This is a genomic window from Mesorhizobium sp. WSM3862, from assembly GCF_002294985.1.
Lineage (GTDB): Bacteria > Pseudomonadota > Alphaproteobacteria > Rhizobiales > Rhizobiaceae > Mesorhizobium.
In genome coordinates this window covers 191,213-215,255 of record NZ_NSGE01000003.1, presented here as the reverse complement: position 1 = coordinate 215,255, position 24,043 = coordinate 191,213, and the positions used below count along the sequence as shown (strand labels likewise).

The window sequence follows — 24,043 nt, the reverse complement described above, 5'->3', positions numbered from 1 at the left end:
GCTATCCAACCGCCAGCAATCGATCCATCAGCCTGTCCGCCGCTTGCGGGATGACGGTGCCCGGCGGGAAGATTTCCGCCGCCCCAGCCTTCAAGACCGCGTCGTAATCCTGTGGCGGGATGACGCCGCCGGCGACGATCAGCATGTCGCCATGGCCGAGCTTCCTCAGCGCCTCCTTGAGCTCGGGGATCAGGGTCAGATGTCCGGCCGCAAGCGAGGACGCGCCGATGATGTCGACATCATGCTGCACCGCCAGCTTTGCGATCTCCTCCGGCGTCTGGAACATCGGTCCGACGGTGACGTCGAAGCCGAGATCGGCAAAGGCGCTGGCGATCACCTTCTGGCCGCGATCATGGCCGTCCTGGCCCATCTTGGCGACCAGGATGCGCGGCTTTGCACCGGACTTCTTCTCGAAGGCTTCGAGCTTGTCCTTGAGCCGGTCGACCGCCGGATTGTCGCCGAGCGCGTCGCGGTAGACGCCGGAGATGGTCTGCACGGTGGCTGCATGGCGCCCGAACACCTTCTCCAGCGCCAGCGAGATCTCGCCGACGGTCGCATTGGCCCGCGCCGCGCGGATCGTGAATTCGAGCAGGTTCTCGCCGCTTTCAGCCGCGCGGGTGAGGGCGGTTAGCGCATCCTCAAGGGCCGCGACGTCGCGCGTGCCTTTGAGTCGCTGCAGCTTCGCCAATTGCCGGGCCTTGACCTCGGCATTATCGATCTTCAGCACATCGACCTCGATATCGGCTTCCGGGCGATGCGCATTGACTCCGACCAGCACCTGCTCGCCGGAATCGATGCGTGCCTGGGTGCGCGCCGCCGCTTCCTCGATGCGCAGCTTCGGAATGCCTCTCTCGATCGCCGCCGCCATGCCGCCGAGGTTTTCGACCTCCTCGATATGAGCCAGCGCGCGGGCCGCCAGATCATGCGTCAGCCGCTCGACATAGGCCGAGCCGCCCCACGGGTCGATCATGCGCGTGGTGCCGGATTCCTTTTGCAGGATGAGCTGCGTGTTGCGGGCAACGCGGGCCGAATGGTCGGTCGGCAGCGCCATCGCCTCGTCGAAGGAATTGGTGTGCAGCGACTGGGTATGTCCCTGCGTTGCCGCCATCGCCTCGATCATCGTGCGGGTGATGTTGTTGTAGGGATCCTGCGCCGTCAGCGACCAGCCCGATGTCTGGCAATGGGTGCGCAGCGACAGCGAGCGCTCGTCCTTCGGCGCAAAATTCTTCTTCATCAGGCTCGACCAGAGCAGCCGCGCGGCCCTGAGCTTGGCGACCTCCATGAAGAAGTTCATGCCGATCGCCCAGAAGAAGGAAAGGCGCGGCGCGAACCGGTCGATGTCGAGACCCGCGGCGACGCCGGCGCGCGCATATTCGATGCCGTCGGCGATCGTGTAGGCGAGTTCGAGGTCGGCCGTCGCGCCCGCCTCCTGCATATGATAGCCGGAGATCGAGATCGAATTGAATTTCGGCATGTGCCGCGAGGTATAGGCGAAGATGTCCGACACGATCCGCATCGAAGGCTTCGGCGGATAGATGTAGGTGTTGCGGACCATGAACTCCTTCAGAATGTCGTTCTGAATGGTCCCGGCGAGGTCCTTCTGCGCGACACCCTGTTCCTCCGCCGCCACGATATAGAGCGCCATGATCGGCAGCACGGCGCCGTTCATGGTCATCGACACCGTCATCTCGTTGAGCGGAATGCCGTCGAACAGCTGGCGCATGTCGAGGATGGAATCGATCGCCACGCCCGCCATGCCGACATCGCCGGCGACGCGCGGATGGTCGCTGTCATAGCCGCGATGGGTCGCGAGGTCGAAGGCAACCGACAGGCCCTTCTGGCCGGCCGCGAGGTTGCGCCGGTAGAAAGCATTGGATTCCTCCGCCGTCGAGAAGCCGGCATATTGCCGGATCGTCCAGGGCTTCTGGACATACATGGTCGGGTAGGGGCCGCGCACGAAGGGCGGCAGGCCCGGATAGGTGTCGAGATTGGCCAGGCCCTTGAGGTCGGCCTGCGTGTAGAGGTGTTTCAGGGCGATGCCTTCCGGCGTCATCCGCTGGCCCTTGAGCTCGACCGGCGCGCGGCGCGGCGCCGACCAGCCGATCTGGCTGAAATCCGGGATCATGAGCCGGCTCCGATCGACTGATCGATGCGAACTGGAAACAGCGGCTCGCAGGTCGCCACGCCTTCTGTCAGCGCGGGCCGGCGTTCGGCTTTCAATGTCTCGACGGGGCGCTCGCTGCCGGTGCGGAACAAGGTGGTGCCGATGATGCCGCGTTCGCCGGCCCGATAGACGGCATTGCGCTTCGCGGCGGCCGTCTGCACACGGTTCTGGATATAGCCCTGCTGCAGGCTGTTGAGCACGCCGCCCTCGGCCTCGATGCGCTGGAATTCTTCCCAGGCCGCCGCGCAAAGACCGTCGGTCAGCGCCTCGACCGCTCCGGAGCCGCTGGCCGGATCGACCACGTGATGGAGATGGCTCTCATGCGCCAGGATCAGCTGCGCGTTGCGGGCGACGCGGCGCGCAAAACCGGCCGGCAGTCCATGCGCGATGGTATGCGGCAGGATCGAGACGGAATCAGCGCCGCCGGTCGCCGCGGCAAAAGCGGCAATCGCGGTGCGCAGGATGTTGGTTTCCGGATCCGCCATCGCCATCATGCGATAGGAGGTCTCGGCGTGGACGTTCGCCGTCGAGGCCGGGATCGAGCAGGCTTCCTGGATCCGCGCCCAGAGCTTGCGCAACGCCCGCACCTTGGCCATCGACAGGAACTGGTCCTGGTCGACGCTGAGGGCAAAGCCGATATAGGGCGCGGCATAGACCAGCGGCTGGCGCGCCTTCTCGAACATCCTGAGATAGGACACGGCGGAAGCCATCATCGTGCCGAGCTCCTGCGCCTCGGTGGCGCCGGCATTGTGGAAGACGCGGCCGTCCGCTTCGAGCAGCACGCCGGGCACGCCCATCGAGAAGAAATGCGCCAGCGATTGCGGCATTGACTCCTGCAGCGCCTCGATCGAGGTGCGCAGCCGTCCGGTGCCGGCGAAGATCGCCGCCGGGTCGATGCCGAAGGAAAGGTTGAGCTTCGCCGGATCGGAGCGGCGCCGGGTCAGGAAGGCGAGCAGCCAATCCGCCACGGCGCGGCTCCACGGATGCGCATCGATGCGCACCTGGACCCGGTTGAGCGGCACGCCGTCGAGCACCGTTTCCAGCGCCTCCGCGGTTCTCGGCAGCCCGTAGCCGAACGCATTCGGCGCGCCCTCGAAAACCAGCGACAGGCCGGTCGCGCCCTCAGCGATGTCCTGCAGCGCCTGGGCGCTGGCGCGGGCGATATCCGGATCGTCGATGCGCTGGCTGACGATCCATGGCGACTTCGGATTGGTGCGCACCACCGGCTCGGCTGTCGTCGAACGCTCGCTGAGCGGCTCGATGCGGATGCCGTCATCGGTGTGCGAAACAAGCTTCTGTTCGAAAGCGCCGCCGGCAAGCGCTTTTTCCGCCAGCGCCAGCCAGCGCTTGGCGTCCGGGTCTGGAAGGTCGACATCCCTAGTCAAGGCGCCGGCGCCCATCGCACTCCTCGTCTATCGGCCGCATCAGCCACCAGTCTATGGTCCCCCGCCGCATATCACAATGCGACATCCGTCGCGGTTGTTCCGGCAGCCGCTAACCGATTGCCAAACATGCGCAAAATCCGCAAGCTTAGTAAGGTGGTTTCGCTGCCAGCGTCAAATCGAGTAGCGCCAAATTTGATGGTGGGCATTGTCGCCCGCCGATCGCGTTACTATCCTCCATGAGGCCGGGCGTTTTTGGCGGAAGAGATTGCGGAGACCGGACATATGGCTGACCACACCAGCATCTTCATCGGCGCCAGCCGCAAGCCTGATGATTCCTACCAGCGCGCCGAGGAACTCCTGCTGCGCTACGGCAACCGCCACGGCCTGATTACCGGTGCTACGGGTACCGGCAAGACGGTCAGCTTGCAGATCTTGGCCGAGGGCTTCTCAAATGCCGGCGTCCCGGTCTTCTGCGCCGACATCAAGGGCGACCTTTCCGGCATCGCCATGATGGGCGAGGCCAAGGATTTCCTGGTCAAGCGTGCAGAGCAGGTGAAGCTCGATCCCTATCAGTTTCAGGAATACCCGGTCATCTTCTGGGATCTGTTCGGCGAGCAGGGTCACCCGATCCGTGCCACCATCTCGGAAATGGGGCCGCTGCTTTTGTCGCGGCTGATGAACCTCACCGAAGCGCAGGAAGGTGTCATGAACATCGCCTTCCGCATCGCTGACGAAGAGGGTCTGCTGCTGCTTGATCTCAAAGACCTGCAGGCGCTGCTCGCCAACATCGCCGAGCGAGCCGACGAGCTCAGCGCACGCTACGGCAATGTCACCAAGCCTTCCGTCGGCGCCATCCAGCGCACGCTTCTGGTGCTTGAGCAGCAGGGCGCCGCGAACTTCTTCGGCGAGCCGGCGCTGCGCATCGCCGATTTGATGCGCACCACCCGCGACGGCCGCGGCGCGATCAGTGTTCTGGCCGCCGACAGACTGATGATGAATCCCAGGCTCTATGCCACTTTCCTGCTCTGGCTGATGTCGGAGCTGTTTGAGGAACTGCCCGAGGTCGGCGATCTCGAGCGGCCGAAGCTGGTCTTCTTCTTCGACGAGGCGCATCTTTTGTTCGAGGACGCGCCGAAGGTGCTGGTTGATCGCGTCGAGCAGGTGGTGCGGCTGATCCGCTCCAAGGGTGTGGGCGTCTATTTCGTCACCCAGAATCCGCTCGACATTCCGGAAAAGGTTTTGGCCCAGCTCGGCAACCGCGTGCAGCACGCGTTGCGCGCCTATACGCCGCGCGAGCAGCAGGCGGTGCGGACGGCGGCCGACACCTTCCGGCCCAACCCGGATTTCGACTGCGCCACCGCGATCACCCAGCTCGCCACCGGCGAGGCGCTGGTCTCGATGCTGGAGGACAAGGGCGTGCCGGCCATGGTCCAGCGCACATTGATTCGTCCGCCGTCGTCGCGGCTCGGGCCGATCACACCTGACGAGCGCCGCAAGGTCCTTGCCGAGAGCCCGGTCGCCGGGCAGTACGATCAAGCGGTCGATCGCGACTCGGCCTTCGAGATACTGCAGAAGAAGACCAGGGAGGCGCAGGAAGCCGAAGCGCAGGCGCAGCAGGCGGGCACCGGCGGCTCGCGCTGGACAATTCCGGGCTTCGACGATGTGTTGGGAGGGTCGGGCCGCCGGTCCTCCAACCGCCAGACAGTGGCCGAAGCCGCGATCAAGTCGGTGGTGCGTTCGGTGGGCTCTTCCGTCGGCCGCGCGATCGTGCGCGGGATACTAGGCAGCCTGGCGCGCGGGCGGTAGCGCCCAACTGAGGCGCGGCTATCATAGGGCAGGGCGCTTGGCTACGGCGAGCCCGATGCCCAGCGCGATCATCGCGCCGCCGGACGCCTCCCGCATCCGGCGTATGATGCCGGAACGGCCTGCCGCGCCTTCCCTGATGCGGCCGGCCGCGAAGGCGACCACGATATCGGCCAGCGTGTTGAGCGTCACCGACACGAAGCCGAGCACCATGAACTGCAAGGCGACGTGGCCGGCGCCGAGATCCACGAATTGCGGAATGAAGGCCAGGAAGAAGGCGGCCGTCTTCGGGTTCAGAGCCTCGACCAGCACCCCTTCGCGAAACGCTCGGCCAGCGACGACCGCAGGCGTCGGCGCGCCACCTTCCAGCATTGCCTTTGCCTCGCGGCGGGCGGACTGGAAGGTGCGCAAGCCGAGCCAGACGAGGTAGACGGCGCCGATCAGCTTCAGCGCCGTAAAGAGTTCGGCGCTCGCGAGCACGAGGGCGGAAACGCCCAGGCTTCCGGCAAGCACATGAACCATGCCGCCCAGGCCCGTCCCGAAACTGGAGGCGATGCCTTCAGCGCGGCCTCCGGCCAGGGTGCGCGCGGCGACATAGAAGATGCCCGGTCCGGGCGTGATGGCGAGCAGCAGCGCCGCGGCGAAGTACAAGGCGAATTGTGTCAGGTCCGGCATGATCGGCTCGCTGGCAATTGGACTGGGTCGGATGTCAAGACGGGATCAGTTGGGCGACGTCGCGATCCGAAGGCCGGTCGCTCGCTGCTAGACCGGTGGCGACACCGGCGCGATCGGCCGCGTTGCGGTTCTGGCTCATCTTGCGCTTGCCTTGGAGCCGCGTGATCGGCATGCGCAAGCCGACAATGCCTTTGAGTTGCGCCTGGATGAAATCCGGCGGCGCATCCGATACGGACCAAGGCGAGGGGCGTCCGCCTTCATGCAGATTGGTCAGACGCGTGACGATCTCGAGCAGCCTGTCGGCATCCTCGAAGAATTCGATCGGCCCATAGGCATGAACGGCCAGGTAGTTCCAAGTCGGCACTACCTTTCCGGTCTCTTGCTTGGTCTGATACCAGGCCGGCGTCACGTAGGCGTCGGGGCCCATGAAGATCGCCAGGCTTTCGCCCAGCACCGGTGCGCGCCACTGCGGATTTGCCTTCGCGACATGGCCGTAGATCGTGCCATGCTCGCCCTCGCTCTCGTTGAGCAAAAGCGGCAATGGCGTCGCCTGCGGTCCTTCCGCCGTGGCGGTGACCAGCGTCGCCAGCCGTGCCGCGCGGATCGTCGCCATGAGGCTCTCCCTGTCGTCATCGCGGAAGGCGGGCGGAATGTACATGGCGAAAACTCCTTGCATTGCATGGAAAGATGCAGGAAAGCTGGCTTGCTTGGAACATCCAGTTTTGCAGGTTTTCGATGGTCCAGTTGGAGCAGAAAGGCGTGGCGCGCCGGATCATCGCGGCGATCAAGGCGCAGATCCACAGCGGCGTTTACCGGCCCGGCGATCGGCTGCCGTCGTCGCGGGCCTTTGCCGCCGAATGGGGCGCGTCGCGAACCACGGTGACGGCGGCCTACAACCAGCTCGACGCCGAAGGCTATCTGATCATTCGGCAGGGCGCGCGTGCCATTGTGGCTCCGGGACTGGAGAGGCCGTCAGGGGCGGCTTCCATCGCGGCCGCCTCGCCACGCAACCTCTCGACGTTCGCGCGCAGGCTGCTGGCTTTGCCTTCGCCGGCGGAACAGCAGCCCGCCAAGGTTGCGGATTTCCGCTATGGCGACCTGTCCGGGGCGGACTTCCCGGTGCTGGCTTGGCGAAGGGCCTCGAACAAAGCCATTCTGCGGCGCGGCGCGCGGCTGCGTTATGGCGACCCACAGGGATCGCTTGTTCTTCGCAGCGCCCTGCAAACCTATCTCTGGCGCGCTCGCGGCATCAACTGCGCGCCGGACCAGATCGCCATCGTCAACGGCTCCCAGCAAGGGCTCGACCTCTGCGCGCGGCTGCTGCTCGACTCCGGCGACCCGTTCGTGATCGAGAATCCGGGCTATCTGCTGGCCCGCCATGCCTTCACGGCCGCGGGCGGCGTCGCCGTGCCAGTTGCGGTCGACGCTGACGGGATAAGGACGGATGCGCTGCCGCCGGCCCGTCTGGCTTACGTCACGCCATCGCACCAGTTTCCGCTCGGCGGCGTGCTTTCGGCGACGCGGCGGCATTCCCTCCTGGCCTGGGCCACGGCATCAGGCGCCTATGTCGTCGAAGACGATTACGACGGCGAATACCGCCACGACATCGCCCCCATCCCGCCTCTGCAGACGCTCGATCCAGGCTCGGTCATCTATGTCGGCACGCTGTCCAAAACGCTCTCGCCCACCTTGCGGCTCGGTTATCTCGTCGTCCCCGCCGGCCTGCGTCGGGCCTTCAGCGAGGCAAAGCGCCTGACCGACCGGCATGCTCCGATGCTGGAGCAGGACGTGTTGGCCGACCTGCTGACGAGCGGCGCTTACGAGCGCCACGTCCGCAGCATCCGCAGGAAAAATGCCGAGCGCAGAGAGGTCCTGCTGCGGGCGCTGGCCGATCATATCGGGCCAAAGGTGACTGTTTCTGGGGCCGACACGGGCCTGCACGTCGTGGCCTGGTTGAACGGCATCGATTCTGGATGCGAGCCGGCGATCATAGCCGACGCACGTACTGCGGGGATCGGCCTCTATCCGGTATCGCCGCTCTATGATCCGGCCGAGCCGCGGCCCGAAACGACGGGCTTCATCATGGGATATGCTGGTCTCGACGCGGAGGCGTTGCGACGCGGCGTTGCGGTGCTGGCGGATATCGTCGCCAAGCACCGCTGACGAACGCCGGATCAAAAGATCTCGCTGCTCTCCTGCGGCACCGGCCCCAGCAGGACAGAGTCGTCCGGCACGCCGTTGTCGATCGGAATGGCCCGGCGCTCGGGCATGTCGGCCATCGGCTGGCCGACATCTAATGTGACCACGACCGGCGTCTTGTTGGGCACGCGGTCATAGAGGTCGATGATATCCTGATTGATCAGGCGCACGCAGCCCGACGAGACCGACTTGCCGATCGACCACCATTCCGGCGACCCGTGCAGACGATAGAGCGTGTCCTGGTTGCCTTTGAAGAGGTAGAGCGCACGCGCCCCGAGCGGGTTCTTGAGCCCGCCGGGCATACCGCCGTTCTTGGCGCTGTATTCCGTCAGTTCCGGCTGGCGCGCGACCATCTCGTCCGGCGGCGTCCATTTCGGCCACTTCTGCTTCCATTGCACGACCGCATCGCCCGACCATTCGAAGCCGGCGCGGCCGAGACCGACGCCGTAGCGGATCGCCTGGCCACCCTCACGCACCAGATAGAGGAAGTGGTTGGTGGTATCGACGACGATGGTGCCCGGGCGCTGTCCGGTCGGATCGGGAACGATCTGGCGCAAATATCTGTGATCGATCTTGTTCACCGGGATGGCCGGCAGGTCGAAGCCGTTGTCGGACATCGGCCCATACATGGTGGCGTAGTCGCCGAGCGGCGGCTCGACAGAGGCCGGCGGTGGCGGCTGCACGGCTGCCGGGCGAGGACCGGCGGTCGAGCAGGCGGAAGCCGCCGAAGCAGCTCCAAGGGCCGTGAGATTGAGGAAGCCACGGCGGGTGATGCGGAAGGAAGCGTCTGACATGGTTGCCTTTTCTAGGTCTTAATCGCAAGAATGCATGAATCCGCGGGCCGGCCGCCGGCAGCTGTTAACAGTCGGCGGTGATAGGCGGTTCCAATTCTGGCCTCAGGGTGGACAAACAAAGGCGAAGCTGTGACTGCGACACATCTGTTGCACTGCAGCAACAGCACCCTCAAACCCCTGCCAGAAGGCCTTCGAGCGAGGGCAGGATGAGCCCCGGCGGAAAGTCCCGGTATTCGTCGGGCTGATTGGCGCGATTGATCCAGACGGTGCGGAAGCCGAACCTGGCGGCGCCCGCGACGTCCCAGCGGTTGGAGGACTGGAACGACACCGCCCCCGGATAGAGCCGCCAGCCGGTGACCACCATGTCGTAGACCGAAGGATCGGTCTTGAAGCGCTTGATCTCGTCAACCGAGAAGACGTCGTCCAGGATCTGGTCGAGGGCGGCCGATTTCACCGCCGCCCGCAGCATTTCCGGCGAGCCGTTGGACAGGATCGCGAGCTTCGCTCCCGCGGCTTTCAGCGCCTTCAATACCGCCGGCACTTCCGGATAGCAGTCGAGCCGCCAATAGGCTTCCAGCAGCCTTGCCCTGAGCGCCGGATCGGCCGACGGCACCTTGCGCAGCGCGAAGTCCAGCGCCTGCTCGGTCAGTTGCCAGAAATCGGCATAGGCGCCCATCAGCGTCCGCACCCAGGAGTATTCGAGCTGCTTGGCGCGCCAGATTTCGGAGAGAAGCTGGCCGTCCGGCCCGATCTCGCCCGCATGGCGGCGCACCGCGGCGTGCACGTCGAACAACGTGCCATAGGCGTCGAAGACATAGGCTGCATGATGCATAGGAAGAGTTTTGCGGCGCCCGGCCTTGCCGCGCAAGCGCTGATTGCGGTTAATGCATGTCGCCCAAAAGTGGGCAGCGGTTTTCGGAAAGGATCGCATAACACAAAAACCCAACACACATGGCCCATCCCTTTTCGTGCGCCGTGCTTTAAGTGCCTCTGGCCTCAAGGATTTTTTCCGATGTCGGTTGACGCCGGCCGTCAAAGCATCGTCCTATGGCGGCCGGAACTCATCCATACGGACGGCAAACGATGACACTGGCGGCGGCGGCGCAGTCCGCGACATGGACCTATGTGGACGGCGACTGGTACGAGGGCAATGTCGCCATTCTGGGACCGCGCAGCCACGCCATGTGGCTGGGCACCAGCGTCTTCGACGGCGCTCGCTGGTTCGAAGGCGTGGCGCCCGATCTCGATCGTCACGCAGCGCGCGTCAACGCCTCGGCGATCGCGCTCGGCCTGAAGCCTTCCATGACGGCGGAGCAGATCGTCGGGCTGACCTGGGACGGCCTGCAGAAATTCGATGGCAAGACCGCCGTCTATATCAGGCCAATGTACTGGGCCGAGCATGGCGGCTATATGGGCGTGCCGGCCGACCCGTCCTCGACCCGCTTCTGTCTCTGCCTTTACGAGTCACCGATGATTCCGCCTTCGGGCTTTTCGATCGGCGTCTCGCCGTTCCGGCGGCCGACCATCGAGACCATGCCGACCAACGCCAAGGCCGGCTGCCTCTATCCCAACAATGGCCGCGCCATCCTCGAGGCCAAGATGCGCGGCTTCGACAACGCGCTGGTGCTCGATATGCTGGGCAATGTCGCCGAGACCGGCACCTCCAACATCTTCCTGGTCAAGGACGGCCATGTGATGACGCCCGCCGCGAACGGCACCTTCCTTTCCGGCATCACCCGCTCGCGCACGATCAACCTGCTCGGCGACTATGGTTTCAGGACCACCGAGAAGACGCTGTCGATCCGCGATTTCCTCGAGGCGGACGAGATCTTCTCGACCGGCAACCATTCCAAGGTGGTGCCAATCACGCGCATCGAGGACCGCAGCCTTCAGCCAGGACCGGTCGCCAAGAAGGCGCGCGAGCTCTATTGGGATTGGGCGCATTCGACTTCCGCCGCCTGAGCGGACAAAAAAGGCGTTCGGCGCTTCGTTCCGGAGTTGTCCCAACCCATTCCAGACCTATCTTAGTCCGGTAGTTTCACCGGACTTTTCCTGAGGGAGTACCATCCATGGCTTTTGAGTTGCCCGCTTTGCCCTACGACTACGAGGCCTTGCAGCCTTACATGTCGAAGGAGACGCTGGAGTATCACCACGACAAGCACCACAAAGCCTATGTCGACAACGGCAACAAGCTGGCCGCCGAGGCTGGAATGGGCGACCTGTCGGTCGAAGAGGTCGTGAAACAGTCCTTCGGCAAGAATGCCGGGCTCTTCAACAATGCCGCCCAGCACTACAACCATATCCATTTCTGGAAATGGATGAAGAAGGGCGGCGGCGGCAACAAGCTGCCGGGCGCGCTGCAGAAGGCCGTCGATGCCGATCTCGGCGGCTACGACAAGTTCAAGGCGGACTTCGTCGCCGCCGGCACCACCCAGTTTGGCTCCGGCTGGGCATGGCTTTCGGTCAAGGACGGCAAGCTCGCGATCTCGAAGACCCCCAATGGCGAGAACCCGCTGGTTCATGGCGCTTCGCCGATCCTCGGCGTCGACGTGTGGGAGCACTCCTATTACATCGACTACCGCAACGCGCGGCCGAAATATCTCGAAGCCTTCGTCGACAGCCTGATCAACTGGGATTATGTCCTGGAACTCTACGAGAAGGCGAAAGCTTGATCGACCTTTCCGAAAAGCCCCGGCATGACCGGGGCTTTTCTTTTGCCGGCGCAGGAGGGCAATTCCAGTCAAGAAAATCGTTGCGGCGCGGAGGGAATAATTCCACTGCAACGCCCGTTAACGTCTAGTCGCGAACTCTCTTCACCATGGAGCCAATTGAATGAGAAAGCTTGTCATCGCCATCTCTTTGCTCGCTTTTGCCGGTTCGGCCGCTTATGCCGACCCGATCAAGGATCGCCAGGCCCTGATGAAGGAACGCGGCAAGCTCGCCGGCCAGTTGTCCAAGGTCGTCAAAGGCGAGGAGGCTTTCGACGCCGCCGCTGTGCTGACGGCGCTAAAGGCGTTGGAGGCGAACGCCGAAAAATTCGATGCCGAGAAACTTTTCCCGGCCGGCAGCGACAAGGGCGACACCACGGCGGCGCCGAAGATCTGGGAAGACATGCCGGGCTTCAAGGCGGCCGGGGACAAGTTCCTGGCCGACGTCAAGGCGGCAGTGGCTTCGCCGCCGGCCGATGTCGATGCGCTCAAGGCGCAGCTCAACACCATCGGCGGCGACTGCGGCGCCTGTCATGAGACCTACAGGATCAAGAAGGGCTGATCGCCTGATATGGCGTGGCTGAAGAAGCTCGTCGGCGCCGTCATCGTGCTGGGCGGCGCCGGCGCGGTCGCCGGCTGGGCGTTGTCAGCGCCCGTCAGGCTTGATGCCGCGGCCGTCGCGCAGCTCAGCCCCGGTGATGCTGCGAAAGGCAAGCGCATCTTCTTTGCCGGCGGCTGCACATCCTGCCACGCCAAACCGGGGTCCAAGGGTGATGCCCGCCTAGAGCTTGCCGGCGGGCTGGAGCTGAAGACGCCGTTCGGTACCTTCGTACCGCCCAACATCTCACAGGATCAAAAGGACGGCATCGGCGCCTGGAGCGAGGAGGACTTCGCCAATGCGATGCTGAAAGGCGTTTCGCCCTCCGGCGAGCATTTTTATCCGGCCTTCCCTTATGCCTCTTATGCTCGCATGAAGCCGGCCGATGTCGCCGACCTCTATGCTTTCATGAAGACGCTGCCGGCGGTCGCCGGCAAGGCGCCCGGCCACAAACTCTCCTTCCCCTTCAACATCCGTCGCGGCATTGGTCTCTGGAAGCGGCTTTATGTCAGCCCTGAACCGGTCATTGCCTTGCCCGGGGGCGCGCCCGACAAGGTGCTGGCCGGCCGCTATCTGGTCGAGGGCCCCGGCCATTGCGGCGAATGCCACACGCCGCGCGACTTTGCCGGCGGCGTCAAGAAGGCCGAATGGCTGGCGGGAGCCGTGGCCGCCGAAGGCTCGGGCGTGGTGCCCAATATCACCCCGCAAGGCGGCACGAAGGACTGGTCGGAGGCCGACATCGCCAACTATCTCGAAACCGGCTTCACGCCGGATTTCGATTCCGTCGGCGGTGCCATGGTCGACGTGCAGCGCAACATAGCTCAGTTGACGGCCGACGACCGCGCCGCGATCGCGGCCTATCTGAAGGCCGTCCCGCCGCATCCCAACGGCTATCCGGCGCGCAAGCCGGCGAGCTGACCGATGCATATCGGCTGCGCGACACCATCGATGCGATCTGCCTGTGATGTCTCAAGTCCATATTAGTTGACTTTAATTGTCATGTATCATACGCGCTTCGGCCAGTTTCCAGGCGGACTGAAGCCTTGCCCATGCACTCTCTCGACCTTGTGTCTGAATTCGCCCGTGGCGAGCAGCGCGCAGCATTTCTCTTCGCCGACGGGCGCAGCCTGTCTTATGCGGAGCTCGACGACCTTGCGCAGCACTTCGCCACGCGGCTGGGGGATGAGGGAAAGCAGCTCGTCGCTATCTCAGCGGAACCCTCCGAGCATGCGGTCGTCGCCTATCTTGGAGCCCTGCGAGCGGGTCATGCGGTGGCCATGCTGCCGCCTTGCGACAAAAGGGTCTGGGACGATTTCCTGGCGGTCTTCCAGCCGGATTTCACCTATCGCCGAGCCGATGGCCGCTGGCGTCTCGTGAAGGAAGCTCGGCCCGCGAGGGACATTGAGCCGCTGCATCCTGATCTCGCGCTGCTGCTGATGACGTCCGGCAGCTCGGGCGCCGCCAAGGCGGTCAGGCTCTCCTATGCCAATCTCGAAGCCAATGCGCGCGCCATCACGACTTATCTCGAACTCTCGTCCGCCGACCGGGCCGCTCTCATGCTGCCGCTGCACTATTCCTACGGACTGTCGGTTCTCAATTCGCATCTGATTGCCGGCGGCAGCATCCTCTTCCCCGGTGTTTCCGCGATGGACGGCGATTTCCTCCAGATAATCGCCGACGGTGGCTGCACCAATCTGTCCGGCGTCCCGTATTCCTACGAACTCCTGGAACGGATGCGTTTCCGCGACGCTAAGCTCAAGGGTTTGCGCATGATGACGGTGGCGGGTGGACAGCTCAGCCCCGACGTCATCCGCCTGTACAGGGATCATTTGCGCGCCGTGGGCGGGCGTTTCTTCGTCATGTATGGTCAAACCGAGGCGACGGCGCGTATCGCTTTCGTGCCGCCAGAGAGCCTGTCCGACCGGGAGGAGCGGATCGGCGTCGCCATCCCAGGCGGCAGCCTCGGCATTGTCGACGACAAGGGGGAGCCGGTCAGCCGCTCGGGCATCCCTGGAGAACTCGTCTATCGCGGCCCGAACGTCATGATGGGTTACGCCGAGCAGCGTTGCGATCTGGTGCGCGGGGCTGAGGTCGAGATCCTGAACACCGGCGATATTGCCGTCCAGGACGAGCAAGGTTTCTTCCGCGTCGTCGGGCGCAAGAGCCGCTTTGCCAAGATTGCCGGCCTCAGGATCGGCTTCGATATCATGGAGCAGGCGCTAGAGCGGGCGGGCATTGCGGCCGCGGTGCTCGGCGACGATCGAGGCCTACAGGCCTATGTGACCGGCCCCGGCTCGGCAGGCAGGGCACAGCGTATCCTGGCCGAAGTCAGCCGCTTGCCCGCCAATCTGGTTCGAGTTTCGACGCGCGGCGACTTTCCCAGGCTAGCCTCGGGCAAGATCGACTATAGCTGCCTGCAACGCGAGATGTTGCTGGGACGGGCGGAAATCCGCGAACGTGGCGGCGTGCCCGGAGCCTATGCCCGCGTGTTCTATCCGCTTCCGGTCGGCCGCGCTGACAGCTTTGTGTCGCTCGGCGGAGATTCCCTTCGCTTTTTGCAATTGGCTCTGGAACTCGAACGGCTCGGCTTGGAACTGCCGGACGGCTGGGAACGACTAAGCGTTGGAGACCTGACAAATCTTCATTCGGCGAAACGGTCTTTCATGCCGGACCAGGCAAACGAGACGCCTGTCGATATCGTGCTGAGGGCCTTCGCCATCCTGCTGGTGGTCGTGCATCACGAGACGCTGTGGCCTATCCCGGGCGGCTCCGGCATCATGATGCTGCTTGTCGGCTACAGCCTTGCGCGGTTTCAGTCGGTCCATTTGTTTGCCGGTCGGATCCGGTACGCGCTGAAACCTGCGGTCGGCGTCCTGATCCCTTATTTTCTCATAGTCGCCGCTTACTCCCTCGCCTGGCAGGCGATCCCTTGGGCCTCGATGACCCTTACCGGCAACTTCGGCTATGCCGAACCGGAACGTCACGAGATGATCCCGTATCTCTACTGGTTCATCGAGGCCTATGCGCAGACGCTGTTGGTCTTCGCCCTCGCGTTTGCCGTTCCGGTTCTACGCAAGCTCGCCCAGGCTCGACCCTTTGCCTTCTCGATCGGACTATTGGCGTTTGCCGCCGCTGCGCGCTTTGCAGTCCCATTGTTCGTGGACTTAGGCAGCCGCCAGATCTTCGCGATCTACTGGGTCTTCCACCTTGCGGTCTTCGGCTGGTGCGCCGGTTTGGCTGACACTCCCGCCAGAAAACTCCTCGTGACCGCATTTGCCACTGCCGTATTGGGGTATCTAGCTTTTTGGGAGTCGGTCTGGCTGGGTACGACGGTCAAGTATTTGACGATCTTCGCGGCGCTCTCGGCTCTTCTTTACCTGCCGCGTGTTCGCCTGCCTGCTGGTGTGGGGCAGGCGGTTATGCAGGTAGCCGTCGCGGCTTTCCCGATCTACCTGGTCCATCGCTTCGTCCCGGAGCTTTTGATGGCATCCGTCGCAGGCTGGCTGCCGGCTCCAGGCTTCCAACTGCTTGCGATCGCCGGCGGCGTCGCTTTGGGCGTCATCGCCGGCAAAGCCTTGGCCGCCATCCGACATCTGCGCGGCAGATTGGCCATGGAGCGCTTGCCGGAATTGCTCTCGGCGTGAGACGCCTCGTCCGCGGTCGCTCCGATTACGCGTGGCGGTCGCCCAAAAAATCGAAGCCGTTTTCGAAGAAGTGGTTGTAGTCGCAGGTCAGTTCCTCGCCGGGCGCGATGTCGCGCAGCGCGTAGGTTTCCTCCGGCGAGGAGACGTCGCAGTTCGGCTCGTCGGCATGGTTCATGTAGCGCGCATCGTCCGCCTCGAAGACGATATAATTCCGGTCGCGCCTGTCCGGATAGGAGTACCGATCGAGGTAGGACTTCACCGGGCCGCTTTCGTTCTCATAAGTGTCGACCGAAATGCGCCGGTCGAATCTTGGATCGAGCTTCCAGATCAACGTGCCCTTTGGAATGCGGTGTTTGGCGAAGACACCGATGCCCTGGATGGGCGATTTGTCGAGATAGACGTCGACGAGCAGCATGACGAACCCTGCGAATGACGGATGGCGCGGCCCGAACCGGCCGCGACCAAAAACGAGGCGCATTGCGTAGCGCGAGGTGCTCGCGATTGCGAGGGAAAAATCAGGCCTTGCCGGTCACTTTCAACGCAAAGGCGTAGATATACGCGATCTCCTCCAGGCGCGAGAACCGGCCCGAGGCGCCGGCATGGCCGGACTCCATGTTGATCTTGAACAGCACCGGATTGTCGCCCGCCTTGCGGTCGCGCAGCCGCGCCACCCATTTGGCCGGCTCCCAATAGGTGACGCGCGGGTCGGTCAGACCTGCCAGCGCCAGGATCGGCGGATAGTCGAGCGCCGCGACATTGTCGTAGGGCGAATAGGCAGCGATCGTCGCGTAGTCCTCGGCCGAGGCGATCGGATTGCCCCATTCGGGCCATTCCGGCGGCGTCAGCGGCAGGCTGGCGTCGAGCATGGTGGTGAGCACGTCGACGAACGGCACCTCGGCGACGATGCCGCCGAAGCTTTCGGGTGCCATGTTGGCGATCGCCCCCATCAGCATGCCGCCGGCCGAGCCGCCCTGCGCGACGATGCGATCGTGCGACGTGTAGCGCTCGGCCACGAGATGGCGCGCCGAGGCGATGAAATCGGTGAAGGTGTTCAGCTTGTGCCGGCGCTTGCCGTCGTCATACCAGCCGTAGCCCTTGTCCTTGCCGCCGCGCACATGGGCAATGGCGTAGACGAAGCCGCGGTCGACCAGCGACAGGCAATTGGTGTTGAAGGCGGCGGGAACCGTGATGCCATAGGAGCCGTAGCCGTAGAGCAGGCAGGGCGCCGAGCCATCAAGCGGCGTGTCGCGATGGTGGATCAGCGAGATCGGCACCAGCTCGCCGTCGGCAGCCGGCGCCATCAGCCGGCGCGTGACATAATGCTCCGGATCGTGGCCCGATGGCACCTCCTGCGTCTTCAAGAGAACGCGCTCGCGGCTGCGCATGTTGTAGTCGAACACCTGTGCCGGTGTCGTCATCGACGAATAGGTGAAGCGCATGACTTCGTTGTCGTATTCGTAGGAGCCGGAAAGGCCGAGCGAGAAGGCCTCCTCGTCGAAGGCAATGAGGTGCTCCTCGCCGTTTGCCCGATCGCGCACCACGATGCGCGGCAGGCCCTCCTTGCGTTCCAGCCTGACCATGTGGTGCCTGAAGCCGAGCACCGACAGGATCAGCCGGCCGGGCTCGTGCGGCACCAGTTCCTTCCAGTTGGCCTGCACCGGATCTTCGACCGGCGCGGTCATGATCTTGAAGTCCTTGGCGCCGTCGGCATTGGTGAGGATGAAAAAGACGTCACCACCTTCCTCCAGGTCATATTGCAGGCCGGTCTCGCGCGCCGCCACCAGCTTCGGCTCGGCGAACGGCTCGTCGGCGCGCAGAAGCCGGTATTCGGAGGTTTCATGATCGTTGATGCCGATCATGATCCAGTCGTTGGAACGCGTGCCGCTGACATCCATGAAGAAGCCGGCATCCGTCTCTTCGTAAATCAGCCGGTCGTTGTCCGGATTGTCGCCAAGCGCGTGGAAGAACACTTTTGACGGGCGGTGGCTGTCGTCGAGGCGGGTGTAGAAAAAGCCGTCGTCTCCGGCATTCCACACGCCGCCGCCACCTGTATCCGGAATCTGATCGGTGAGTTCTTTCCCGCTGGCGATGTCCCGCACGCGCAGCGCGAAGAACTCCGAGCCCTTGTCGTCGAAAGCCCAGAGCAGCTTGCGATGGTCGGCCGAATGGTCGAATCCGCCAAGACGGAAATAGGGCTTGCCTTCGGCTTCCGCATCGCCGTCGAGCAGGATCTCCTCAATGCCGCCATCGCGCGGCGTGCGGAAGTAGCGCGGTTGCTCGCCGCCGAGCTTGAACGACGAGCCATAGGCGTAGGGACCGTCCTTCATCGGCACGGTGGAGTCGTCCTCCTTGATGCGCCCCTTCATCTCGGCGAACAATTTGCGGCGCAGCTCGGCCGTGTCGGCCATCAGCGTTGCCTGGTAGGCATTCTCGGCCTCGAGATGAGCGCGGATCGCGCCGTCGAGCAGTGCAGGGTCCCTGAACATCGCCTGCCAGTTGGCGGCCCGCATCCAGGCGTAATCATCGGTGCGGGTGATGCCGTGATGAACGTCGAAGATGGGGCGTTTCTCGGGCCGCGGCGGGATGGCGGTCGGGAAGACGGAGGTTCTGGTCATTGCGTCTCGCTATGGAATTGCCTGAAATTTGCTTGAATGGCGAATGAACGCGTCGCTCAGCAGCGGTTCAAAGGGCGGGGTTTAAGGTGGTCTACACAAGGTAAGTCGAAAGGGGAAAAGATGAAATCCTATGTTCGAGCCGCCGTGGCTTTTGCTGTCGCTTCGGCGGTCCTGGCCTTTTCCGGCCAGTCTCATGCAACCGTGTTCGCGGCCTGGCAAGTGGCTGGCGTGCCGTTCGGCGACACGCTCAACGCGCGCAAGTATCCGTCAAACACATCGCAAAGACAGGCGGCCTATCCGAATGGCACTGTCTTGCAGATGACCGGCCGTTGCACGGGCGGGATAGATCTGCTCGACATTGCCGGCCAACCGCACTGGAAGCAGCGGCAGGCGATCCGCTACCGCTGGTGCGAGGTCTGGCACGATCCGGCGCAGAACGGTGATTTTGTTACCGGCTGGGTCTACGGCAAGTACATCAAACCCCACTGAGAGGTTCGTCGAGGCGACTTGGCTGTTTGACGCGAGGATGAATGTCCGCGCCATGATCCATAGGATTCTTCGCCCACCGGGCGGCCAAACATTAGTTTAGCCAAGCATAAAGAACCTGTTTTGACGCGACCAGAGGTGTAAAAGCGTGCTTGGCGCCACGTCAGGCTGCACTGGTCCGGCCAAAAAAATCTCGCTGCGTTACACGGCACACGAATTTTTGAAGCTGAACGGGCAATATTTGATGAATATCGCCGAATATAATTCAATAGGTGAATTGACTTACTTGCAGCACAGGGTCATTAAGATGACGCGACGCGAATCGCAGGGCTTGCCTGCATGAATTTCGCGCGATGCCCGATCCAGAAAAAGGGCGCAGTCTAGAAAACAAACTCTCGTTGGGGCCTGAGCACAATGGATATCGTCGAAACACCTTCAAGGAATGGGGACGCGCTAATCGAGCTGACTGCCGATGTCGTCGCGGCCTATGTCAGCAACAACCCGGTGCCGGTCGGAGAACTGCCGAACCTGATTGCCGACGTCCATGCCGCGCTCGGCCGCGTCGGCGGCACGACGGAGCAGCCTTCGGCCGAGAAGCAGAAGCCGGCCGTCAACCCGAAGCGCTCCGTGCATGACGACTACATCGTCTGTCTCGAAGACGGCAAGAAGTTCAAGTCGCTGAAGCGCCACCTTATGACGCACTACAACCTCACCCCGGAAGAATACCGCGAGAAGTGGGGCCTGGACGCCAACTATCCGATGGTTGCTCCCAACTACGCAGCCGCCCGTTCGCAGTTGGCCAAGAAGATGGGCCTCGGCCGCAAGCCCAAGGGTCGCCGGTAGCAGCTTCCGCAAGTCGGCAAAAGCGACGGCGCCCGCGGGGCGCCGTTTTGCTTTTGAGGTATTTCACGGATGTCTTGCTGCGAACGGGTGAACCCGCCGCAGTGCGGCTTGTTGCCGGGCTTGGGTAGAGTCAGGCGGTTTGCTTCAAGGCGGCTTCGGCGTCGCGCTTGATGCGCTTGACCATTGAGCGAAGGCCGTTGGCGCGCTGCGGCGACAGATGCTCGTCGAGGCCGAGTTCTTTCAGCGTCACTTCCGCATCGGTGTTCTGGATTTCACTGGCCGGCCGGCCCGAGAACAGCGCCAGCATGATGGCGACAAGGCCGCGCACGATGTGGGCGTCGGAATCGCCGCGAAAGCTGACCACCGGATCGACGCCTTCTCCCTGCTCGGTGGTCAGCCACACCTGGCTGACGCAGCCCGGCACCTTGTTGGCCGGTGTGCGTTCCGCCTCGGGAAACGGAGGCAGCGCCTCGCCGAGCTCGATGACATAGCGGTAGCGGTCCTCCCACTCGTCGAGCAGGGAGAAATCGTCGCGGATCGTTTCGATCGAGGTCGTCATTGCCCGCATATAGTGACCCGGCGCCGCCACGTCACGGAAAAAGAAAGACGCCGCGGGCGTCGAGAGGTCGGGCGGGCCCGCGGCGTTAGAGCATTTCCAGAAAAAGGAATCTCAGTTCTTCGCCGTCAGCATCACCGGGATGTTGACTTTGGCGGGCAGGACGATGTCCTCGGCGACGCTGCCGGTGGTCTCGCCAGACGTCTCCGCTACCTTCGCAGCGGGCGCGGCCGTCTTTTCCGACTGCTGGTCATCAAGCATGGCGGCAGCGATCTTGGCTGTCTCCTTGGCGCGCACGGTGATGGTGTGCATGGCCGATTTGCCGGTCTCGCAAACATCCGGCTTGCGCTCGCAGATGCCGGCAATGTCGCCGACCGCCTCGCGCGCCGCAAACAGCGCCTGGATCGGCCCGACCGCCTCGCGGCCATCCTCGTCGGGGCCGACGCTGAGCGGCAGCGCCAAGAGCACCAGCGAAAACCAGAAAGCCATCCTGATCAGAAAGCCCATCTCGATGCCTCGTCGTGATCGGATCATGCATCCATCGGCATGACCTCTTTTTATGGACGTGACAATGGCACGAAGGCGCGAAGCGTGGCTTGCGCCGAAGCCGCGAATTTTCTTCAAATTTTAGATAAAGTCGAAAGGATTGGTTTTCACGCTATTGATCTAACTCAAATCTGATCCACTGTATTAACTTTGAAATAACCATCTATGCGGCTGTTTCAAAAGAAAAACTTTGGAAAGGGCGAGCATCGGCACTGGGTTTTCGGGAGGCCAGGCGAGCCGGGCTGTGGCTAACGCTCCATTTACCATGGCGGCAGATCGACGGGCTTTGGGGTGCCGGCGTCCCGATATTTGCCGCGGGCGGGGCGCTCGCCTTCCCTGCCTTATCCATTCCTTAAACGCTGGATGCGACTTTCAGTCCAATCAAGAGTCACCTGCAGAAGCAGGGCAATTCACGACCGGGTCCGAGTGCGTTGAGTTCGATTACGGCCAGATACGTTCCTCTGCCTGGCGCGGTTGCCGCCGGCTGCGAACGCATGGTTCATCCGACCGTCACGGACGAGGCTGAGCGCCAGCGCCAGCGCCGCTTCATCGGCGTCATGCTCGCTGCTCCCTTCCTCGCCGCGGGTGCGGCGGTGACGCTGGTCACCTCAAGCCTGGGTGCCGCCGTTACCGTGGCTGCGATCTTCGGCGCTTTCGGTCTGTGCTGGTTCGCAGCGCTTCTGGTTGCCGCCACCGGCCGCATGACGCTCGCCGGCCGTGCCTCGGTGGCGACGGGCGGCCTCGCGCTTGCCGGCGCAATTGCCGCGGCGGGTGGTCTGGCGTCGCCCGTCGCGCTGCTTGCCGTGGCTTTGCCGGTCGAGTCTCGGTGGATCGCCGGGTCGCGCCGCGCAGCAATTTCGGGCGCGCTGGCGGCATTCGGCGCCATCCTGCTGCAGCCTTTCGCAAACCAGTTCCTGCCGCTCGGCGAGGCCGCGATCGCCGGTTGGCACTGGCTGCTGCCGCTTGCCTGGGCGCTTACGCTCCTGCCGCGCGCGGCGGCCTTCGCCAATCCCGCCGATGCGCGTCAGGTTGAGCCTGCGGTGGACCGTCTCGAAGAGACGATCGATGCCGTCGTGCTGCGCGTCGGCCGCCAGGGCGAGGTACTCGACGCTTCGGCCAAGGCGCGTTCCATTCTGAAGCTGGCGCCGGAGCTCCTGCTCGGTACCGGCTTGTTCGAGCGCGTCCATCTTTCCGATCGCGTCGCCTATCTCACCGCCCTCGCGGACATGCGCGACGGCGCGCCGAAGCGCCGGCTCGACCTGCTCATCCGCTTGCCGCGCGACGGTGGCGGCTCGGCCGACAATTTCCGCCCGTTCCGCCTTGAATTGCTGCGCGGCGCGCGGGAGCAGGACATCTTGACCTTCGTCCTTCGTGAGAACGACGAGGTCGCTGCGCTCCGCGAAGAGCTTGCCACGGCGAGGGAGGCTGCGGCTGCCGCCGAAGTGGCCAAGGGGCGTTTCCTGGCGGTGGTCAGCCACGAGCTGCGCACGCCGCTCAATGCCATCATCGGCTTCTCCGACATGCTGCTGCACGAGATGTTCGGCGCCTTCCGCGATCCGCGCCAGAAGGAATATGTCGCCCTGGTCAGGGAGTCCGGCCAGCATCTTTTGTCCGTCGTCACCTCGATCCTCGATGTCTCGCGCATAGAGGCAGGCGCCTATGCCACCGAGCTCGAGCCGTTCCGCTTCGCCGATGCGGCCGACATGTGCCGCTCGATGATGCGGCCGCTGGCGGAGGCCAAGAGCATCGCGCTCGGCGCCCAGATCGCGCCTGACGCCGGCGAGATCAATGCCGATCGCCGCGCCGTGCAGCAGATCTTGATCAATCTCGTTTCGAACGCCGTGAAGTTCACGCCTGACGGCGGCAGCGTGGTGATCGGCGCCAAGCGGGTCGGCTCGCGGCTGCATTTCTGGGTGAGTGACACCGGCATCGGCATCGCCGACGAGGATATGGCCAACCTCGGCAAGCCGTTCATGCAGATCCAGAACGACTATACGCGCCGCTTCGAGGGAACCGGGCTCGGCCTGTCGCTGGTCAAGGGGCTGGTGGCGCTGCATGAGGGCACGATGTCGATCGAGAGCGCCCCGGGCGAAGGCACGACGGTGACGATCAGCCTGCCGGTGAACGGACCGAAGCGGCGCTCGGGCGCGCCGGCCGACGTGCTGCCGGTGCCGATTGCAAAGCCGAAGGGGGATGCAAATGGGGACAGCAATGGCTCGCTCCGCAAGACGGCCTAAAGTGGTCGAACCCGAGCGTGGCTTGCTTGCCGAGAGCGCTGCGGCGGTTGGCCAGATGATCTCGCGCAACCCGGTTCTGGTCGGCGGCTCGACCGCCTTCCTGGTGACGCTCTTCTACGTTTCGGCCAACGCGCTCTGGTACCAGCCTTTTCCGCACACGAGCGCCTTCTTCGCCACCAGGAGCATCGAGAATTTCCCGCATGCCGTCTCGGATGAGCCGGAGACCACCATCAACATCGTGCGGCAGGCGCAGCCCACTCCCAAGCCCGATCCGGTCGTCCAGCAGGTGCAGGGCATATTGAAGGACCTCAATTTCTACGACGGCACCGTCGACGGCCTCACGGGCCCAGCCACGCGCAAGGCCATCCAGGCCTATCAGCTCAAGGTCGGGCTGCCCGCCTCCGGCGATATCGACGGCGCGCTGCTCGATCAGCTTGGCGCCAGGCAAACTACTGCGGCCATTCCGCATCCGGCCCCGAGACCGGCCGACAGGGCTGCGGCCCAGGCCGCCGGACCGGCGGCCATTCCGGTCTCCTCTCCGGCCAACGGCGCAACGCAGGCCCCCGACGCCCGCATCGTCAAGATCCAGGCTGGCCTGAAGGCCTTCGGCAATGACGATATGCAGCTCGACGGCGTCGTAGGCGCCCGGACCAAGTCTGCGATCAAGGAGTTCCAGGCGCTGTTCGGCCTGCCCGAAACCGGTGAGCCGGACGAAGTGGTCTATGCCAAGATGCGCGAGATCGGCCTGACAAACTGAGGGCTGCCGGCTTTTCGGTTCCATTGCCGATGC

General features: G+C 63.9%; 21 protein-coding genes. 11 read left to right on the top strand and 10 right to left on the bottom strand.

Features of this window, described 5'->3' with window-relative positions; translation table 11 throughout:
- Nucleotide 1: 1 nt before the first annotated feature.
- The gene (gene scpA / locus CK224_RS09470) at nucleotides 2-2,125 is read right to left on the bottom strand and encodes a methylmalonyl-CoA mutase (protein WP_095781571.1); all 2,124 of its coding nucleotides are present in this window, start codon (nucleotides 2,123-2,125) and stop codon (nucleotides 2-4) included.
- Nucleotides 2,122-3,564, bottom strand: a complete 1,443-nt coding sequence (locus CK224_RS09465) for a methylmalonyl-CoA mutase subunit beta (protein ID WP_095781570.1) — start codon at nucleotides 3,562-3,564, stop codon at nucleotides 2,122-2,124. The genes scpA and CK224_RS09465 overlap by 4 nt, the downstream gene beginning before the upstream one ends.
- Nucleotides 3,565-3,831: 267 nt before the next feature.
- Between CK224_RS09465 and CK224_RS09460 the strand changes: the two genes are divergently transcribed.
- A complete protein-coding gene (locus CK224_RS09460; RefSeq protein WP_095781569.1) occupies nucleotides 3,832-5,355 on the top strand; it encodes a helicase HerA-like C-terminal domain-containing protein in 1,524 nt (507 codons plus the stop codon).
- Nucleotides 5,356-5,376: 21 nt separating this feature from the next.
- Here the strand turns inward: CK224_RS09460 and CK224_RS09455 are convergent, their stop codons facing one another.
- Nucleotides 5,377-6,027, bottom strand: a complete 651-nt coding sequence (locus tag CK224_RS09455; RefSeq protein ID WP_095781568.1) for a LysE family translocator — start codon at nucleotides 6,025-6,027, stop codon at nucleotides 5,377-5,379.
- 34 nt (nucleotides 6,028-6,061) lie between these two features.
- Complete coding sequence (locus CK224_RS09450) at nucleotides 6,062-6,685, bottom strand: FMN-binding negative transcriptional regulator (protein ID WP_095777910.1); 624 nt, start codon at nucleotides 6,683-6,685, stop codon at nucleotides 6,062-6,064.
- 29 nt (nucleotides 6,686-6,714) lie between these two features.
- Between CK224_RS09450 and CK224_RS09445 the strand changes: the two genes are divergently transcribed.
- Entirely contained in the window at nucleotides 6,715-8,190 is a 1,476-nt protein-coding gene (locus tag CK224_RS09445; protein ID WP_348628380.1) for a PLP-dependent aminotransferase family protein, read from the top strand.
- Nucleotides 8,191-8,201: 11 nt separating this feature from the next.
- Here CK224_RS09445 and CK224_RS09440 read toward each other — a convergent pair whose 3' ends face one another.
- Together CK224_RS09440 and CK224_RS09435 are read right to left on the bottom strand one after the other, a co-directional pair.
- Nucleotides 8,202-9,020, bottom strand: a complete 819-nt coding sequence (locus CK224_RS09440; RefSeq protein WP_095781567.1) for a L,D-transpeptidase — start codon at nucleotides 9,018-9,020, stop codon at nucleotides 8,202-8,204.
- Between the two features lie 169 nt (nucleotides 9,021-9,189).
- Entirely contained in the window at nucleotides 9,190-9,852 is a 663-nt protein-coding gene (locus tag CK224_RS09435) for a haloacid dehalogenase type II (protein ID WP_067320889.1), read from the bottom strand.
- 251 nt (nucleotides 9,853-10,103) lie between these two features.
- Between CK224_RS09435 and CK224_RS09430 the strand changes: the two genes are divergently transcribed.
- From CK224_RS09430 to CK224_RS09410, 5 genes are all read left to right on the top strand, one after another.
- Nucleotides 10,104-10,982: a branched-chain amino acid aminotransferase gene (locus CK224_RS09430; protein ID WP_095777908.1), complete on the top strand. Its 879-nt coding sequence runs from the start codon at nucleotides 10,104-10,106 to the stop codon at nucleotides 10,980-10,982.
- 107 nt (nucleotides 10,983-11,089) lie between these two features.
- Nucleotides 11,090-11,692 (top strand): superoxide dismutase, encoded by a 603-nt coding sequence (locus CK224_RS09425; protein WP_066997682.1) that lies wholly within the window; start codon nucleotides 11,090-11,092, stop codon nucleotides 11,690-11,692.
- 160 nt (nucleotides 11,693-11,852) lie between these two features.
- The gene (locus tag CK224_RS09420) at nucleotides 11,853-12,290 is read left to right on the top strand and encodes a cytochrome c (protein WP_066997679.1); all 438 of its coding nucleotides are present in this window, start codon (nucleotides 11,853-11,855) and stop codon (nucleotides 12,288-12,290) included.
- 9 nt (nucleotides 12,291-12,299) lie between these two features.
- Nucleotides 12,300-13,244 carry a cytochrome c gene (locus CK224_RS09415; RefSeq protein ID WP_095777906.1) on the top strand — a complete coding sequence of 315 codons (945 nt, stop codon included), beginning with the start codon at nucleotides 12,300-12,302 and terminating at the stop codon, nucleotides 13,242-13,244.
- Between the two features lie 131 nt (nucleotides 13,245-13,375).
- A complete protein-coding gene (locus CK224_RS09410; RefSeq protein ID WP_095781566.1) occupies nucleotides 13,376-15,970 on the top strand; it encodes an AMP-binding protein in 2,595 nt (864 codons plus the stop codon).
- Between the two features lie 25 nt (nucleotides 15,971-15,995).
- On the opposite strand, the gene CK224_RS09405 is transcribed toward CK224_RS09410, so the two are convergent.
- Both CK224_RS09405 and CK224_RS09400 read right to left on the bottom strand, forming a co-directional pair.
- Nucleotides 15,996-16,385, bottom strand: coding sequence for an SET domain-containing protein-lysine N-methyltransferase (locus CK224_RS09405; protein WP_066998147.1), 390 nt, complete (start codon nucleotides 16,383-16,385; stop codon nucleotides 15,996-15,998).
- Nucleotides 16,386-16,485: 100 nt separating this feature from the next.
- On the bottom strand, nucleotides 16,486-18,585 hold the full coding sequence (locus tag CK224_RS09400; protein ID WP_095781565.1) for a S9 family peptidase: 2,100 nt from the start codon (nucleotides 18,583-18,585) through the stop codon (nucleotides 16,486-16,488).
- A 120-nt stretch (nucleotides 18,586-18,705) separates the two neighbouring features.
- Between CK224_RS09400 and CK224_RS09395 the strand changes: the two genes are divergently transcribed.
- Nucleotides 18,706-19,074, top strand: a complete 369-nt coding sequence (locus CK224_RS09395; protein WP_066997667.1) for a hypothetical protein — start codon at nucleotides 18,706-18,708, stop codon at nucleotides 19,072-19,074.
- Between the two features lie 411 nt (nucleotides 19,075-19,485).
- Nucleotides 19,486-19,914 (top strand): MucR family transcriptional regulator, encoded by a 429-nt coding sequence (locus CK224_RS09390; RefSeq protein ID WP_067320912.1) that lies wholly within the window; start codon nucleotides 19,486-19,488, stop codon nucleotides 19,912-19,914.
- 130 nt (nucleotides 19,915-20,044) lie between these two features.
- On the opposite strand, the gene CK224_RS09385 is transcribed toward CK224_RS09390, so the two are convergent.
- Nucleotides 20,045-20,473 (bottom strand): SufE family protein, encoded by a 429-nt coding sequence (locus tag CK224_RS09385; RefSeq protein WP_066997661.1) that lies wholly within the window; start codon nucleotides 20,471-20,473, stop codon nucleotides 20,045-20,047.
- A 111-nt stretch (nucleotides 20,474-20,584) separates the two neighbouring features.
- The gene (locus CK224_RS09380) at nucleotides 20,585-20,977 is read right to left on the bottom strand and encodes a DUF5330 domain-containing protein (RefSeq protein ID WP_095781564.1); all 393 of its coding nucleotides are present in this window, start codon (nucleotides 20,975-20,977) and stop codon (nucleotides 20,585-20,587) included.
- 533 nt (nucleotides 20,978-21,510) lie between these two features.
- Between CK224_RS09380 and CK224_RS09375 the strand changes: the two genes are divergently transcribed.
- Together CK224_RS09375 and CK224_RS09370 are read left to right on the top strand one after the other, a co-directional pair.
- Nucleotides 21,511-23,253, top strand: coding sequence for a HAMP domain-containing sensor histidine kinase (locus CK224_RS09375; protein WP_095781563.1), 1,743 nt, complete (start codon nucleotides 21,511-21,513; stop codon nucleotides 23,251-23,253).
- Nucleotides 23,228-24,010 carry a peptidoglycan-binding protein gene (locus tag CK224_RS09370; RefSeq protein ID WP_066997651.1) on the top strand — a complete coding sequence of 261 codons (783 nt, stop codon included), beginning with the start codon at nucleotides 23,228-23,230 and terminating at the stop codon, nucleotides 24,008-24,010. Before CK224_RS09375 ends, CK224_RS09370 begins: the two co-directional genes overlap by 26 nt.
- The last annotated feature ends 33 nt before the right edge of the window (nucleotides 24,011-24,043 follow it).

Excerpts from the sequence above, each read along its gene's own strand:
- scpA (WP_095781571.1), bottom strand. The coding sequence starts at position 2,125 with ATGATCCCGGATTTCAGCCAGATCGGCTGGTCGGCGCCGCGCCGCGCG.
- CK224_RS09465 (WP_095781570.1), bottom strand. The coding sequence starts at position 3,564 with ATGGGCGCCGGCGCCTTGACTAGGGATGTCGACCTTCCAGACCCGGAC.
- CK224_RS09460 (WP_095781569.1), top strand. The coding sequence starts at position 3,832 with ATGGCTGACCACACCAGCATCTTCATCGGCGCCAGCCGCAAGCCTGAT.
- CK224_RS09455 (WP_095781568.1), bottom strand. The coding sequence starts at position 6,027 with ATGCCGGACCTGACACAATTCGCCTTGTACTTCGCCGCGGCGCTGCTG.
- CK224_RS09450 (WP_095777910.1), bottom strand. The coding sequence starts at position 6,685 with ATGTACATTCCGCCCGCCTTCCGCGATGACGACAGGGAGAGCCTCATG.
- CK224_RS09445 (WP_348628380.1), top strand. The coding sequence starts at position 6,715 with ATGCAGGAAAGCTGGCTTGCTTGGAACATCCAGTTTTGCAGGTTTTCG.
- CK224_RS09440 (WP_095781567.1), bottom strand. The coding sequence starts at position 9,020 with ATGTCAGACGCTTCCTTCCGCATCACCCGCCGTGGCTTCCTCAATCTC.
- CK224_RS09435 (WP_067320889.1), bottom strand. The coding sequence starts at position 9,852 with ATGCATCATGCAGCCTATGTCTTCGACGCCTATGGCACGTTGTTCGAC.
- CK224_RS09430 (WP_095777908.1), top strand. The coding sequence starts at position 10,104 with ATGACACTGGCGGCGGCGGCGCAGTCCGCGACATGGACCTATGTGGAC.
- CK224_RS09425 (WP_066997682.1), top strand. The coding sequence starts at position 11,090 with ATGGCTTTTGAGTTGCCCGCTTTGCCCTACGACTACGAGGCCTTGCAG.
- CK224_RS09420 (WP_066997679.1), top strand. The coding sequence starts at position 11,853 with ATGAGAAAGCTTGTCATCGCCATCTCTTTGCTCGCTTTTGCCGGTTCG.
- CK224_RS09415 (WP_095777906.1), top strand. The coding sequence starts at position 12,300 with ATGGCGTGGCTGAAGAAGCTCGTCGGCGCCGTCATCGTGCTGGGCGGC.
- CK224_RS09410 (WP_095781566.1), top strand. The coding sequence starts at position 13,376 with ATGCACTCTCTCGACCTTGTGTCTGAATTCGCCCGTGGCGAGCAGCGC.
- CK224_RS09405 (WP_066998147.1), bottom strand. The coding sequence starts at position 16,385 with ATGCTGCTCGTCGACGTCTATCTCGACAAATCGCCCATCCAGGGCATC.
- CK224_RS09400 (WP_095781565.1), bottom strand. The coding sequence starts at position 18,585 with ATGACCAGAACCTCCGTCTTCCCGACCGCCATCCCGCCGCGGCCCGAG.
- CK224_RS09395 (WP_066997667.1), top strand. The coding sequence starts at position 18,706 with ATGAAATCCTATGTTCGAGCCGCCGTGGCTTTTGCTGTCGCTTCGGCG.
- CK224_RS09390 (WP_067320912.1), top strand. The coding sequence starts at position 19,486 with ATGGATATCGTCGAAACACCTTCAAGGAATGGGGACGCGCTAATCGAG.
- CK224_RS09385 (WP_066997661.1), bottom strand. The coding sequence starts at position 20,473 with ATGACGACCTCGATCGAAACGATCCGCGACGATTTCTCCCTGCTCGAC.
- CK224_RS09380 (WP_095781564.1), bottom strand. The coding sequence starts at position 20,977 with ATGGGCTTTCTGATCAGGATGGCTTTCTGGTTTTCGCTGGTGCTCTTG.
- CK224_RS09375 (WP_095781563.1), top strand. The coding sequence starts at position 21,511 with ATGGTTCATCCGACCGTCACGGACGAGGCTGAGCGCCAGCGCCAGCGC.
- CK224_RS09370 (WP_066997651.1), top strand. The coding sequence starts at position 23,228 with ATGGCTCGCTCCGCAAGACGGCCTAAAGTGGTCGAACCCGAGCGTGGC.